This is a genomic window from Clostridium tagluense, assembly GCF_003865095.1.
Lineage (GTDB): Bacteria > Bacillota > Clostridia > Clostridiales > Clostridiaceae > Clostridium_AD > Clostridium_AD tagluense.
Genome location: NZ_BHYK01000034.1, coordinates 14,723 through 30,012, shown reverse-complemented (window position 1 = coordinate 30,012; position 15,290 = coordinate 14,723). Strand labels below are relative to the sequence as shown.

Annotated in this window: 12 protein-coding genes; 11 read left to right on the top strand and 1 reads right to left on the bottom strand. The window is 29.9% G+C overall.

What is annotated here, in order from left to right; translation table 11 throughout:
* Window positions 1-24 precede the first annotated feature (24 nt).
* From Ctaglu_RS25455 to Ctaglu_RS20425, 6 genes are all read left to right on the top strand, one after another.
* Entirely contained in the window at window positions 25-177 is a 153-nt protein-coding gene (locus Ctaglu_RS25455; RefSeq protein ID WP_185732870.1) for a hypothetical protein, read from the top strand.
* A 6-nt stretch (window positions 178-183) separates the two neighbouring features.
* Entirely contained in the window at window positions 184-927 is a 744-nt protein-coding gene (locus tag Ctaglu_RS20440) for a copper homeostasis protein CutC (protein ID WP_125005206.1), read from the top strand.
* 61 nt (window positions 928-988) lie between these two features.
* Window positions 989-3,580 carry a transglutaminase-like domain-containing protein gene (locus Ctaglu_RS20435; protein ID WP_185732869.1) on the top strand — a complete coding sequence of 864 codons (2,592 nt, stop codon included), beginning with the start codon at window positions 989-991 and terminating at the stop codon, window positions 3,578-3,580.
* A 98-nt stretch (window positions 3,581-3,678) separates the two neighbouring features.
* Window positions 3,679-3,828 (top strand): hypothetical protein, encoded by a 150-nt coding sequence (locus tag Ctaglu_RS25450; RefSeq protein WP_185732876.1) that lies wholly within the window; start codon window positions 3,679-3,681, stop codon window positions 3,826-3,828.
* Between the two features lie 195 nt (window positions 3,829-4,023).
* Complete coding sequence (abc-f, locus tag Ctaglu_RS20430) at window positions 4,024-5,919, top strand: ribosomal protection-like ABC-F family protein (protein ID WP_125005202.1); 1,896 nt, start codon at window positions 4,024-4,026, stop codon at window positions 5,917-5,919.
* Window positions 5,898-6,455, top strand: coding sequence for an MFS transporter (locus Ctaglu_RS20425; RefSeq protein ID WP_307720509.1), 558 nt, complete (start codon window positions 5,898-5,900; stop codon window positions 6,453-6,455). The genes abc-f and Ctaglu_RS20425 overlap by 22 nt, the downstream gene beginning before the upstream one ends.
* 106 nt (window positions 6,456-6,561) lie before the next feature.
* Here the strand turns inward: Ctaglu_RS20425 and Ctaglu_RS20420 are convergent, their stop codons facing one another.
* On the bottom strand, window positions 6,562-8,694 hold the full coding sequence (locus tag Ctaglu_RS20420) for a methyl-accepting chemotaxis protein (RefSeq protein WP_125005200.1): 2,133 nt from the start codon (window positions 8,692-8,694) through the stop codon (window positions 6,562-6,564).
* Between the two features lie 280 nt (window positions 8,695-8,974).
* Between Ctaglu_RS20420 and Ctaglu_RS20415 the strand changes: the two genes are divergently transcribed.
* From Ctaglu_RS20415 to Ctaglu_RS20395, 5 genes are all read left to right on the top strand, one after another.
* Window positions 8,975-10,207, top strand: a complete 1,233-nt coding sequence (locus Ctaglu_RS20415; RefSeq protein WP_207669511.1) for an aminopeptidase — start codon at window positions 8,975-8,977, stop codon at window positions 10,205-10,207.
* 160 nt (window positions 10,208-10,367) lie between these two features.
* Entirely contained in the window at window positions 10,368-11,609 is a 1,242-nt protein-coding gene (locus tag Ctaglu_RS20410) for a hypothetical protein (RefSeq protein ID WP_125005196.1), read from the top strand.
* An 81-nt stretch (window positions 11,610-11,690) separates the two neighbouring features.
* Complete coding sequence (locus Ctaglu_RS20405) at window positions 11,691-13,016, top strand: sensor histidine kinase (protein WP_125005194.1); 1,326 nt, start codon at window positions 11,691-11,693, stop codon at window positions 13,014-13,016.
* A 278-nt stretch (window positions 13,017-13,294) separates the two neighbouring features.
* On the top strand, window positions 13,295-13,462 hold the full coding sequence (locus Ctaglu_RS20400; RefSeq protein WP_125005192.1) for a zinc-ribbon domain-containing protein: 168 nt from the start codon (window positions 13,295-13,297) through the stop codon (window positions 13,460-13,462).
* 338 nt (window positions 13,463-13,800) lie between these two features.
* A complete protein-coding gene (locus tag Ctaglu_RS20395) occupies window positions 13,801-15,282 on the top strand; it encodes a spore germination protein (RefSeq protein ID WP_125005190.1) in 1,482 nt (493 codons plus the stop codon).
* The last annotated feature ends 8 nt before the right edge of the window (window positions 15,283-15,290 follow it).

The following is a 15,290-nucleotide window of genomic DNA, read 5'->3' as shown; positions in this document are numbered from 1 at the left end:
TTCAAATAAAGTTAATCTGTTACCATGGCAGAAAATATAATAATTTTATGGGACGAGATAGGTTTTGAGGTAGAGATTTTTGAAAAAAAGTGTATAGTAAAGAGTGGAATGGATGCTTTTTATACTGTGGCAAGCAGTGGAAAGCCTCTAGGTATCACTTATTTGCAAAAGGAGTAGAATACTATGTCATTTATTTTAGAAGTCTGTGTGGATTCAGTAGAGTCAGCTATGGAAGCGGTAAAAGGTGGAGCAAATCGTCTGGAACTTTGTAGCGCTCTAATTATTGGGGGTACTACACCTAATATAAACCTATTCAAGTTAATAAAAGAAAAAACAAATATAAAAATGAATATTTTAATTAGGCCTAGATATGGTGATTTTTGTTATACAGAAAATGAATTTGAGATAATGAAAAGAGATATCAAAATCTTTAAAAAAGCTGGTGCCAGCGGAGTAGCCATAGGAATGTTAAAACCAGATGGAACCTTGGAGATAGAAAGAATGAAAGAGCTTATAGCTTTGGCAGAAGGAATGCATATAACTCTTCATCGCGCCTTTGATGTTTGCAGAAATCCTTTTACTACCTTAGAAGAGGCAAAAAAATTAGGAATTAGGTCTATTTTGACCTCAGGTCAGAAAAATAAATGTACGGAAGGTAGAGAAGTTTTAAAAGAGTTGGTAGAAAAATCAGAAGACAAGATTGAAATTCTCATAGGAAGTGGTATAAATTCAGGTAATGTAGAAGACGTAATAAAATACACTAAATCCTATGCAGTACATACTTCTGGAAAGATGGAAGTTGAAAGTTATATGGAATATAGAAAAGAAGATATAAGTATGGGATTTCCTATACTTAGTGAATATGTTATTCTAAGAACTCAAAGTGAAGAAATAGCAAAAATCAGAGAAATTTTAGAAAAGCTTTAGATAAAATGGACAAGTGAATGAGTATAGGATTAGCGATAGAATGTGTAAAAGGAGATGGAATATGGAATATACAGATGAGGTAAACCAATATGTAAATCATAGATTTATAGAGGCATTAGACTTATTTGGATATAAAAAAAAGGATATAATTTATAAGCTCTCCTTATGTAAGGAGGAGGAAAGGTTTTTAATAGAATATTTATATTCTAAAATGCCTTTAAGTGACATCTCTAATTATGATTTTGAGCTTTTTTACAAATATGTTGAACATGCTATTTTTTTAAGGGGAAATACTCCTTGGGCTGTTAAAATTCCTGAAGATATTTTTTTGAATTATGTGCTTCACTATCGTATTAATAATGAGGATATAGAAGACTGTAGAAAAACATTTTATGATATGATATATCATAGATTAGAAAATAAAAACATGTATGAGGCGGTTTTAGAAGTTAACTATTGGTGCGCTGAGAATGCAACATATAAATCAACGGATGAAAGGACAGCCTCACCTCTCACAGTATTAAAATGTTCATATGGAAGGTGTGGAGAAGAATCTACGTTTACAGTTACCGCCCTTAGAAGCGTGGGAATACCAGCAAGGCAGATATACACCCCAAGATGGGCTCATTGTGATGACAATCATGCTTGGGTAGAGGTATGGTGTGATGGAAGATGGCGTTATCTCGGAGCATGCGAGCCAGAACCTGTGTTAGACAAAGGGTGGTTTACCTCAGCAGCAGCTAGAGCCATGGTTATTCACAGCAGAGCATTTTCTGATTACTACAAAAATGAGGATATAATATCAAAGAATAATGCAGTAACAACTATTAATAATATTAGTAAATATGCTGATTCAAAAGTTTTTTATGTTAAGGTTCTAAATTCAAAAAATATGCCTGTAGAAAAAGCCATAGTGAGATTTGAAATACTTAATTATTCTGAATTAGTACCTGTAGCAATATTGTACACAGATGAAAAGGGCTTAGCCCACATAAATATTGGACTTGGAACCATAGCTATTAATGTGGTGAAAAGTGGTAGGTTTATATGTAAAATGGTTGATACAAAAGTTTCCACGGAAATTATATTTAACATTGATGATGCCGTAGATTATGAAGAAAAAATTGGAGTAGAACAGATTCATATAGTACCTCCAGTTGATAAAAGGCCATTGACCTACAACATAACAGAAGAAGAAAAAGACAAAGCAAAAAAGAGATTTGAATATTGCAATAGAGCTAGAGAAGAAAAGAACAATAAAATAGTGGACGCCATAGATAAAATTGAATATTTAGGTAAGTATGATTGTCAAATTAGAAACATACTATTAACTGCTATGGGAAACTATACTGAAATATTACAATTTTTAAATTGTAATCATAATGATGAGGACTTAAAAAAGAGGATAGATTTATTAATGTGTTTATCAAAGAAGGATTATGTAGACAGCAGATGCAGCATATTAAATTCCCACATTAATAGTATTGATGGTTTTGATAAAAATTACCCTAAAGAAATATATTTTAACTATGTACTTTGTCCAAGAATATACAAGGAAAAAATTACGGATTTTAAGCAGTTTATTATTAACTATTTTGCTAGTAATTTAAAAGATGGCTTTATAAAAAATCCTACCAATGTATGGAATTATATTAAGGGAAATATAACAGAAATCCTATATCATGACTATGAAGAATTATATACTACACCTGCAGAGGTGCTTAAAATAGGAAGGGGAGGCATTATAGCTAAGAAGATTTTGTTTGTTGCTATATGCAGAAGTATAGGTATACCTGCTAGGATAAATAGTAGTGATTTATCTATAGAATATTACAAATATTGTAATGAAAATCACAGAGGATTTATAAAGGTAGATGACAAATATAGCTCAGTAAATTCGCAAGTTATAATTAATAATATCAATAAAATAGAGCTTAAGTACTATCAGAATTGGACTATAGCATTATTAGAAAATGGGGTCTATAGAACCTTTGTTTTAAGTAAAAATATACTGCCGGGTAATAAAGCTAATATTAGTCTTGCTTTTGGGCATTATAGAATTTTAACCTCCAACAGATTACCTAATGGAAGCATATTTGTGAACAAGTATACTTTTGAGGTTAAAAACAAGGAAACAAAATCTATAAATATAAGCCTTAGAGATTCAAAAATTTCAGACATGTTAGAGAATTATGAGCTTGAAGATTTTAATCTTAGGGATAATAATAGAAATATAATCCATGCCTCTGATTTAATAAAAGATGAAAAAAGCATTATTATATGGATAGAAGAAGGCAAAGAACCCACAGAACATATCTTAAACGAAATAATAGAAAGGCAACAAGATTTTAAAAATATAAATGGACAAATTATATTTGTGCTAAGAGATAGTTCTGCAAAGCAGAATAAAACACTACAAAGAGTGTATGAATTAATCCCAATCATAAAAACTTATTTTGATGATTTTTCTGAAAATGTAAATACCATAGCGAGAAGAATGTATTTAGAACCAGATAAGCTTCCGTTAGTACTTGTTTCTAATAATTGTAATAACAGCAAAGATATTAATAATAACTGCATAAACGGAATCTATGCTTGTAGTGGATATAATGTGGGCATAGGAGATTTGCTCATTAAAATTATAAAGGAGTAATTATTAAACTTGTAGAATAATAAAAAATTACATTATTGATATTAAATAAAATTTATGGTAAAATTAAATTATTAAGTTTTTAATATACGGAGGTGAAAATGATGGCTAAGTTCTTTTTAGAAAATACAATTTTAGACAGACTACCAATGGCATTATCTGGAATTACACATACTGATTTCAATTTTACGGGAGAAGTCTGTTCAAAATTGAATATATCACTAAAAAGAAGTGAGTTATCTTTGCCTTAAATACATTATAATTATGTTATTTTGAAACCAGGTGAGGACTATCTTGCCTGGTTTTTTACTGCGATTATATAATGAATTAGTATATCTGATTTACATTAAAATCAAAACACAAAAACTCCGGCAAGTATTTATTGCGGGGGTTTTATTATTTTGTAGAGAAAAATTTATATTGCAAATATATAGGAGGAATTAATAATGATAGAAGTAGCGTTAAAAGAAGTAGAAAAATATTTTGGTGGAAATAGGATTTTTGAAAGTATTACTTTTGAAGTTCAAAGTGATGAAAGAGTTGGCTTAATAGGAAGAAATGGTTGTGGTAAAACTACAATTTTCAAAATTATTGCGGGTTTAGAAAGCCAAGATAAAGGTAGCATATCCATAAGAAAAAATGCCACTGTAGGATATTTACATCAAATACCAGATTATCCGCAGCAGTTTAAAGTAATAGATGTTTTAAAAATTGCTTTTAAAATTCAATACCAAATAAATAGAGAACTTAAAATATTAGAAGTGCAAATGGCGAGTTTAAAGGACCGTGAATTAGAATATGCATTAAGAAAATATGGTGAACTCAATGAACTTTATGAAGCAAAAGATGGTTACGAAATAGAAGAAAAAATGAGTAAGGTATGTACTGGATTAAAGTTTACTGAGGACTTTCTAAGTAGGGATTTTATAAGCCTAAGTGGTGGTGAAAAAACCATTGTGATATTAGGCAAAATTTTACTTGAAAATCCAGATATACTTCTTCTTGATGAGCCTTCAAATCATTTAGATGTGACATCTATAGAATGGCTGGAAGCTTATCTTAAAGGATACAAAGGTACAGTAATAGTTATTTCCCATGATAGATATTTTTTGGATAGAGTTGTAACAAAGATAGTTGAAATTGAGGATGGCGAAACATCACTTTATAATGGTAATTATTCTTATTACGTTAAAGAAAAGGAAAGAAGAGTTGTTGAACAATTTGAAGCATTTAAAGATCAACAGAAAAAAATAAAGGCTATGGAAAAAGCAATAAAACAACTAAGGGCATGGGCTATTCAGGCGGATAACGAAAAGTTTTTCAAAAGAGCAGCAAGTATGCAAAAAAGATTAGATAAAGTAGTAAGAGTCGATAAGCCTCTAATAAATCAACCTAAAATTCAATTGGATTTTGCGGAGACTGATAGATCTGGCAGGGATGTAGTAAGTATTAAAGGCTTATGTAAAAGCTTTGACCAAAAGGAAATATTAGAGGATTTAAATTTAGAGATTAGATATGGTGAATGCACGGCTTTATTAGGAGATAATGGAAGTGGGAAATCAACTATAATAAAAACGCTTTTAGGTGAAGTTCAGGGGGATTATGGCGAAGTCAAGTTAGGGTCTAACACTAAAATAGGATATCTTCCTCAAAATATAACTTTTAATAATGAAGATTTAACCGTGATTGATACTTTTAGAGAGGATATGTTTATCTTAGAAGGTCCAGCTAGAGGAATACTTGCTAAGTTTTTATTTTATGGAGAAAGTGTTTTTAAAAAGGTTAAAAATCTCTCAGGAGGAGAAAAAAGTAGACTTAAGCTTTGCATGCTAATTCAAAATGACATAAATCTTTTGATACTTGATGAACCTACAAATCATTTGGATATAGATTCAAGAGAGAACCTTGAAGAAGCTTTAATGGAGTTTAGTGGAACTATATTATTTATATCTCATGATAGATTTTTCATAAACAAACTTGCCATAAGAATATGTGAAATAGAAGATAAAAAGATTGTAAGTTACCAGGGAAATTATGAATATTACAAAGAAAAGAAAAATGAATTTAAGCGAACTAAAATAGAGACCCCTAATAAGGAAAAAGAGAAAAAGTCAAAGAATAAAGAAAACACTCAAAAACAAACAAGCAATAATAAGCTAAGAGAAGTAGAAACCTTAGAAAGTAGAATACAAGAGCTTGAATCAAACCTTAAAGAGATAGATATTGAAATGAATCAAAATGGCTGTGAATATGAAAAATTGTTAGAATTAGGTGGAGAAAAAGAAAAAATCAAAGAACAATTAGATAAAGCCATTGAAAGGTGGATGGAAATAATAAACTAGCATTTTTAATTGTGTTTTCACAAGGGATTTTTATGTTCAATGCAAGCATATTCTTTTATTTTCAGAACTACTTGTTGGATAGGGGGATTTCAAAAGGGAGCATAGGTGTAATACTAGCTACTTCAGCGTTAGCTGCTGCGATTACGGCATCTCAAACACATAAAATTGAGAAGAAAATAGGAGAGAAAGTAATCATAACACTATTTCCTATAATAATATCTATATGTATATGGGGAGTTGCCTTAAGTAAGTACTATTGTATATTTTTTATAGTAATAAATACTATAGATTCTATTGTTTTTGTAGCAGTTGGAGATTATATAAATAAATTAATACCCTCAGAAAAGAGGGCTACAATACTTTCAATGGCAAGTATGATATTTAGTTTATACATGATAGTGTTATTTCCTATTGTAGGTAAAATTGCAGATGAGTTTTCTTTGCAAATTGCGTTTCAGGTTTTAGCTATGGTAGCAACTATTATGGCCGCTATAAATATTATGGTTCTTAGGCATAAGAGAAAAATAGACAAATAGAATATTAGATAGCCTGTAAACAACTTAGTGTAAACTAAATAAAAATACTCTTTCTTGGCAATAATGGAGAAAATAAATCTCTAAATATTGCAAGAAAGAGTATTTTTTATAATTTAAATATAGACACAACTTCTTTTAGATTTTCGGTGCTTTGTGCGCTCTTTTTAACAAGCTCATTTACTTTATTTATGTTTTCAAGTATCTCATAGGTTTTTTCAGAAATTGATTGTGTGCCCTGTGATCCTTGATTTACAGTTGTAGTTACCTCATTTATTGCAGTAACTATTCCTTCTATGGAGGTTGAAAGGTCATCCATCTTTGTTCCTACTGATGTAACAAAACTACCTATAAATTTTGAATCCGTATTATAAGTTTCACCTGTATTAACCATTTCTTTATAATCGTTTAACACTTGGCTATCAATAAAATTTAATATTTGTTCAGAGCTTGTTGAAAGGTCTCTTACAGATTCCACAACTACAGAGGTTACGTTTTGAATTTCACTTACAGTAGATTTTGACTGCTCTGCAAGTTTTCTTATTTCCTCTGCAACAACTGCAAATCCACGCCCCGTTTCTCCAGCTCTTGCAGCCTCAATTGCGGCATTTAATGCTAAAAGATTAGTTTGAGATGATATTTTAAGTATTGAATCTGAAAGAACATTTATTTTTTCTACAGATTGCGATTTTTCTATTGCTAAGGATAAAATATCTTTTGTTTCATTATATAGGTCATAAGCTTTTTTAGAAGAATGGAGTGCATTATTTTTAAGTACTTCTGCCCTTAGCTTTATTTTTTGTGAAGCTACCTTACCTCCATCTGTTCTAGTTTTAATATTTAGTACATTAAATTGCATCTTATTTGTAGATTCATTCATCTCTTCTGCGGAGGCAGCGGTTTCTTCCATACCTGCTGCAAGTTCTTCAACAGTTGCTGAAGTTTCATCCGTTTTTACAATAAGATCGTCCATAGAAAACTGAACAGCTTTAAATACATCTTCTATTTCAGATGATTTATTTACTACATTTGAAATTATGCTTCTAAGCTTTATTATTGTAGTATCCAGGGCTATCATCATTTTTCCAATCTCATCATTAGTTTTATATGAGTCATCTATATTAATGCTTAAATCTCCCGCGGACATTCTATCTAATACTTTTAAGGTTTGTGATAATGGCTTTGTTATCTTATGTACACTAAACATTATTATAGTTATTAATAAAATCAATGAAAGAATACCTGTAATCAGACAAATACTAAGCATTTTATTATAATCAACTAATATATTATTCTTAGGTATAACACTTGAAAAAGCCCATTTTACATCAGAACCCTGAATTGAAATTGGGACTGTTACCCTAAGTACTTTTGTTTTTAGGATACTTGAAGTTTCAAAGCCTATGTAATCCTTATCATTATCAATAGTATTAAGTATAGTTTTCCAATTTTTATCTTTTTCTAATGGGTTTTCAAGTATAAGCTTAGGATTTAGGGGTTGTGCTGCATAAACTCCATTTTTGCTATTTATTTCAACATATCCTCCCATAGGTTTTATTTTAGATGCTAGTATTTGTAAATCAGATACTCCAACATCTAAAACAATAGCACCAGCAAAGGTATTATCATCTTTAATTATTGGAACAACAACTTGTGAAATCATCACATCTTTATTATCTATTGTATAATTACCTGGTTCACTTAAATAAGCTTTTTTGCTTTTTTTTACAGAATCATACCATTGCATTTCTTCTTTCGTGCTGTCATCTGGAAAGCCTGATTCTACTGCATAACCAGTTCCACTTCTTGAGACATATGGTTTGAATAAGCCTTTTTTACCATATATATATTCCTGTGATTTATTTTCGGCATACTTAATATCCTTTCCATCAAATGCATTTGGCTCATAAAAAACTCCAACTCCGTATATGGAAGGCGTTTTTTTCAAAATGTGTTTTTGAATTTCTATAACTTGTTCCCTGGTAAATTGACGCTTGTTTCTAAGGGTTTCTATGTTACTTGCCATAGTTTGTGCAATTACTACTTTTTCATTAAAAATGTTCTGAATCTCCATAGAATATCTATGTGAGGTCTCAATTGCAATATTTTCAGCTTGAGTAAGACTTTGCTTATAAATATTGTTTAGTAGTATAGAAAATATACCTAAGAAACATACCAATAAAACGAAAGACATAACTAGAATTATTTTGCTGGATATGTTTAGGTCTTTGTAACTTTTCATATTTAATCTCCAATCTATAAATATATGTATATTATTTACAAATAAGTATTTATAAATATATATTTACAAACCATATTACCATACATGAAATATTTGTCAATATTTGAAGTGATTTGTATTACTATCAGTGGATAAATTACTTATTCATTATCTTTAATAAGTAATCTAATATTAAATACCTAAAATGACCTTTTGTGGTATTATTTTCTCAAAGTATATGTTAGAATATCATAATTAGATTTTATACTATTATTTAAATTGTAGAAGGAGGAGTTTTATTGTGAAAAATGAATTATTAGAAAAATATGCTCTTTTATTGGTGAAAACAGGAATTAACATTCAAAAGGATCAAACACTTGTAATCAATTCGCCTATAGAGTGCGCGCCCTTTGCTAGAATCCTATCTAAAATTGCTTATGTTGAAGGTGCTAGGGAGGTAGTTATAAATTGGAGGGATGAATTATCTTCAAAAATAAAATTCATGCATGCTCCAGAAGAGGTTTTTGAAGAATATCCAGACTGGCAGAGAGACTTTTATGTGTCAAATGTACGTAAGGGAGCTGCTTTTTTAAATATTTCAGCCTCTGACCCTGAGCTTATGAAGGATGTTAATCCTGAGAGAATGGCAAAATCACATAAAGCAGCAAGTAATGCAATAAAGGAATATAGAGATAGGCTTATGAGCAATAGAAATGTTTGGTGTGTTGCATCAATTCCAACTATAGCCTGGGCAAAAAAAGTTTTCCCAGAATTATCAGAGGAGGTCGCCGTGGAAAAACTTTGGGACTCTATATTTAAAACAGTAAGGGCAGATACAATTGACCCTGTTGCTTCCTGGGAAACGCACAAAAGTAACCTAAAGAAAAGCATGGACTTTTTAAATGGGAATAATTTTAAATATCTAAAATATAAGAATTCATTGGGCACTGATCTTGTAATTGAACTTCCAGAAAATCATTTATGGCTTGGAGGATCAGAATATACACCAGAAGGCGTGGAGTTTATAGCTAATATGCCGACTGAGGAGGTATTTACACTTCCTAAAAAAACTGGAGTTAATGGAGTAGTAGTTTGCTCAAAACCTTTAAACTATAATGGAAATCTAATTGAAAAATTCTCACTTACTTTTAAAGATGGGAAAATTGTAGATTTCAAAGCAGAAAAGGGCTACGACATTTTAAAGAGCATCATTGAAACTGACGAAGGATCACATTATCTGGGTGAAGTAGCATTAGTACCAAATGATTCTCCCATATCAAATTCAAATATATTGTTTTATAATACACTGTTTGATGAAAATGCTTCTTGTCATTTGGCTATCGGAAAAGCATATCCAGTATGCATAAAAAATGGTGAAAATTTAAGTGATGAGGAACTTTCAAAATCAGGAGTTAATGATTCTACTGTGCATGAAGATTTTATGGTTGGCACAGAAGACTTGCAAATAATGGGTATTACAGCGGATGGAAGGGAAGTATCTGTATTTAAAAATGGAAATTTTGCAGCACTTTAGGTGATAATTTAACTTATAATTTGAATATCATAAAAAATAACAAGTAAGTATGCTATCATACTACTTGTTATTTTTTTATTATCTATATTTTTTGAATAAAACACAAATACATGTAAATAATTACAATATATACAATAAATAAGATAATAAGGAGTAAACTATGGAAATAATTGATTTGAAAAAAATGTTGGATAAGGAGGTAGAACCTGTTTGTAAATTAGAAGGAAAACTTTTTTTAAGGGAAACAGTAAAAGTTTTTGATGACTTGCTTAAAGACTCAGACATTATAAATTATTACACTTATGATATTGAAAATAATAAAATAAGCCCTGTTAATATAGGGAAAGAAAAAATACTATTGGATTTTTTTCAGCAGAGTGAAGTGGAGGGGGAGGATGGCTTTTATTATCTTACTGTTAAAAAACAGATTTTAATTAACGAATATACTTTGAATAGTGTTAACATAAATACTTCTGAGATTACATCAGTATTTAAATTTGAAATGGACACGCGATTTAATAATTTGTTAGTAGAAAAATTAGATGTGGGTGAATTCTTAGTGTTTTTCAAGCAAGAACATCAATTAACCTTTGAAGAATTTGAGAGTTTTGAAACGTCAATTGAAAGTTATGGGTATGAAAAGGCAATACTTTATAATATAAATAATGGTAAAAATTTCGAAGTAGAGGATAAAGCCTTCTTAAGGGGACTTCGCTCCGTATTTTTTAAGACCACTTTAAAAAATGAAGAATGTGTAGTTTATGAAGAAAATTATTTAGAACCTTATGATAAGCAGCAAATATATAATGAGGTACGTAGGGGGAGAAAATCTAAAAAAGAACAATTTTTTTACCGGGATAGTCTTAAATACTTACCACTAAAAAAATTCATTAGTGAAATTGAAGGTGGTTATGAAAAATTAAGCTTTGTAGATATGGAAATTCAAGGACTTGATGGTTATGAGTTTTTTTCTGGAGTAGATAAAGATAATATTTATTATGAAGTAAATAAGTTTGGAAAAGAAAATAGTGATGCTATGATTATATTAAATAAGGAAAGCCTTGAAAAAAAGACAATTAAATTACCTTCAGAATGTGAGGGTGATGAAATTATAAGTTCTTCCGATTATTCTTGGAATTTAGATGGTAAGTATAAAGTTATTTTTCGAAAAAGCCTTATTTCTAACAAGCAATTAAAAGTGAAAGAAATTATAAATGGTAATATTGATTACAATTATGAAAAAAAATTAGGATATCCAAAGGAGTGTATAAACAGCCGTTATTTAATTACTTCTACTAGTAGGGAGGGGCCCAATACGTCTATTATTGATATGGAAACACATAAGATACAAACACACAAAAAGGAACATATAGTTTTTGATGATTATTTAGTTTTATTTTAAGTTATAAATAGAGGAAAAAATGTATTTATGTGTAATTATATAGTATGGTAATTATTGTATCAAAAGGGGGTATCATTAGATATGATTGTATATGCTCATATTGCTTTTATAGTTATTGCATTAATAGTTATTAATTTTTTTATTTTTGCAAATATTTTGAAACATACAAGGGTAAAGAAAGGGGTAGTAAAAGAAAAGAAAATACTTCAAGCCATATTAGACTCAACTGGGGATGGTATTTTAGTCGTAAATGAAAATGGCAGGAAAATTCATCATAACAATAAATTTGCTAATATGTGGGGAATGTCTGAAGAAATTTTACAGAGAAATAATAATATAGAAATGATTAATTATGCTAAAAACCAATTAATAGATCCAAATGAGCTTGATAAAAGTATAAAAGCAAAGCTTAATGCTTTGCAAAGTGAAATAAACTTTATTAATTTCAAAGATGGAAGAGTAGTTGAACTATTAGTTCAACCGCTAATAATAGAATATAAATCAAGTGGTACAGTTTGGAACTTTAGAGATATTACTGAAAAAATACAAATAGATGAATTGCAAAAGGAAGTTAAGATAAAAGAAAACTTAATAGAAAAAGCAAAGGAATATGAAAACATAAAGGATCAATTTTTTAGTACTATATCTCATGAATTAAAAACACCTTTAAATATAATATTAGGTGTTGTTCAATTAATAGATAAAACCTTTTGTCAGGAAAAATTTTGTGTTAATCATGAAAAACTAAAGAAGTATATGAATATATCTAAGCAAAATTGTTTCAGATTGGTAAAATTAATTAATAATTTAATTGATATTAACAAGTTTGATTCAGGGTTTATGCATATGGAGTATAAAAATTATAATATTGTAAGTGTGGTAGAAAATATAACGCTTTCTATTGCAGAATATGTAGAGAGTAAAGGAATTCAACTTATATTTGATACAGAAATAGAAGAGAGAATAGTTTCCTGTGATGCAGAAAAACTTGAAAGAGTTATGTTAAACTTACTTTCTAACTCTATAAAATTCACAAAATGTGGGGGAACTATAATGGTGAGCATATATGATAAAGTGGGAAGTATACTGATTTCTGTAAAAGATACTGGTATAGGAATACCAATGGATATGAAGGAAAAAGTATTTGATAGATTTACACAAGTGGATTCTACCTTAAGGAGAGAAGCAGAGGGAAGCGGAATTGGGCTTTCACTTGTAAAAGCAATTGTAGAACTACATAAGGGAACAATTAATTTGGAAAGCAGTGTTGGGGTTGGAAGTGAATTTATAATTGAATTACCAGTGGTAGTAGTAGAGGAACAATCTTATGTTAGAGAAGAAGTAGCCGCATCCATTCACAGCAATGTAGAAAGGATAAACATTGAATTTTCTGACATATACTCATAAAATTACAGTATATTATCACATTTCAATTCGAAACAAACAGAGAAACCTGGTTTTTAAGTGGCAGTATTTGATTAAAAAAATTAGATATAATATATAAATATATTTAAAAATGTATTGTAAGTATTTATTAAATATGTTAATATAAGCATATAATAGTAATGAAAAATTATTATTATAGAAGAATCTAATCTGATAAACAACATATCCTCTTTTGCTTAGGAAATTATTGTTAATCAAATTTAGATCTTAATTTTCAAATAAAAGGGGGAATATTTAAAATGGCAGACAAAAATTTAGTTTGTAAAGACTGTGGAAAAGAATTCTTATTCACTGAGGGCGAACAAGCTTTCTACAAAGAAAAAGGATTTGAAAATGAACCACAAAGATGTGTTGAGTGTAGAAAAGCAAGAAAACAACAAAATAACAAACCATCTTTTAGAAAATAGTTTAAATAAGTAATTTACACCCTATAAGAATTTAATCTTATAGGGTTTTTGTTTTTTTTAAAACATTTAATATAATATTAATGCGATTATTCGAAATTTATATATAAGAGCACAGGATATAATACTATTACGCAGGAAGTATCTAGTGATCTTATATTACTTTTAAGAGATAAAATCTATTATTGGAGTTAGTAAGTAGTTAAAATTAACCTAGGAAAAATAAAAGTGGATATTTTAGATAAAACAAGAGAAACTATGTAATATAAAAATAAAAGTGGAATCAAATTATTAATAATTCCAATTATACGTATCTATGAGAAAAGGGGATGGTAATTGCAATGGAAGATGGAAATCTAAATGGAAATATTGATTTAATTAGAGAGGGGCTTGGCAAGCAAAGTCCTATGGTGGTAAAGCATTTTTATATTGGTATGGATGAACCTTTGGAAGCTGCTATTATCTATGTTAATGGAATTACAAACAAGGATATTATTGATAGAGACATATTAAATCCTCTGATGATTCATATAGGAGAAAATTTAAATGGAAGGGCAAATATAGGAGATTATCTATGTAAAAGATATATTTCCATGAGCAACACATTGGTAGAACTCGATTTAAATGTAGTTGTTGATCATCTTAAAAGAGGAAAAACTGCAGTGGTGATAAATGGCGCCTTAGAAGTGATAATAGCTGACACTACAGGGGGACAACAGAGGGCTATTATGGAGCCTATGAATGAGACAGCGGCAAAAGGACCAAGAGATGGCTTTGTAGAAAATTTAGAAGTAAATATTAGCCTTATTCGAAGAAAAGTCAAGGATAAGAATCTTAACATTGAGTTGTTTAATTTAGGAAAAAGACTTCAGAGTGACGTGGCAATGGTTTATATAGACGATATAGTAGATAAACAGGTATTGGGAGAATTAAAAAAGAGGATAGAAGCCGTTGATGTAGATGCTGTACTTTCAGCTGGAAAGCTTGAGCAATATATTGAAGACTATGCATATACGATTTTTCCACAAGCCTATGGTACAGAAAGACCAGATAGAGCTATTGGAAATATGTTAGAAGGGCGAATAATTCTTCTTATAGAAGGAACACCCATGGTGCTATTATATCCAGCAACATTTATGCAATTTTTTCAAGCCACGGAGGATTATACTCAAAGAGTTATGGTAGCCTCTTTTGCAAGACTTCTTAGGATTTTGGCGGCAATTATTGTTGTTACCCTGCCTTCTATTTATTTAACATTAATAAAGTTTAATGTAGAGCTTATACCTATAAAATTTGTAACCCCCATTGTTCAATCAAGGGTAGGAATTGCTTTAACTCCATTTTTAGAGATTATGGCTATGGAACTAGTTGTGGAGTTTTTAAGAGAGGGCGGCTTAAGGTTACCTACCAAAATAGCTCAAACCTTAAGTTTGGTAGGTGGTATTATTATAGGTGATACCGCAATTAGATCAAAAATGGTGAGCCCTACTACCTTGCTTATAGTGGGAATTACGGTAATAACTACCTTCTTAATTCCTAATTATGATATGTCTATTTCTATTCGATTGTTAAGGTTTCCCATGCTTATATTAGCAAATATTATGGGTATATTTGGAATAGCTGTAGGATGGTTTTTAATTTTAGCTCATCTTTCCTCTTTAGATAGTCTAGGTGTACCATATTTTGAGTTTCATAAAAGTGATATGAAGGACACCTTTATTAGAGCACCCTTGTGGAAGATGAACAAACGGCCAGAGGCGATTCCACATGGAGATCCAATAAGGCAGAAGGATTTTAGGAATAAGTTTAAGAAAAAAAGGTAGTGGATAAA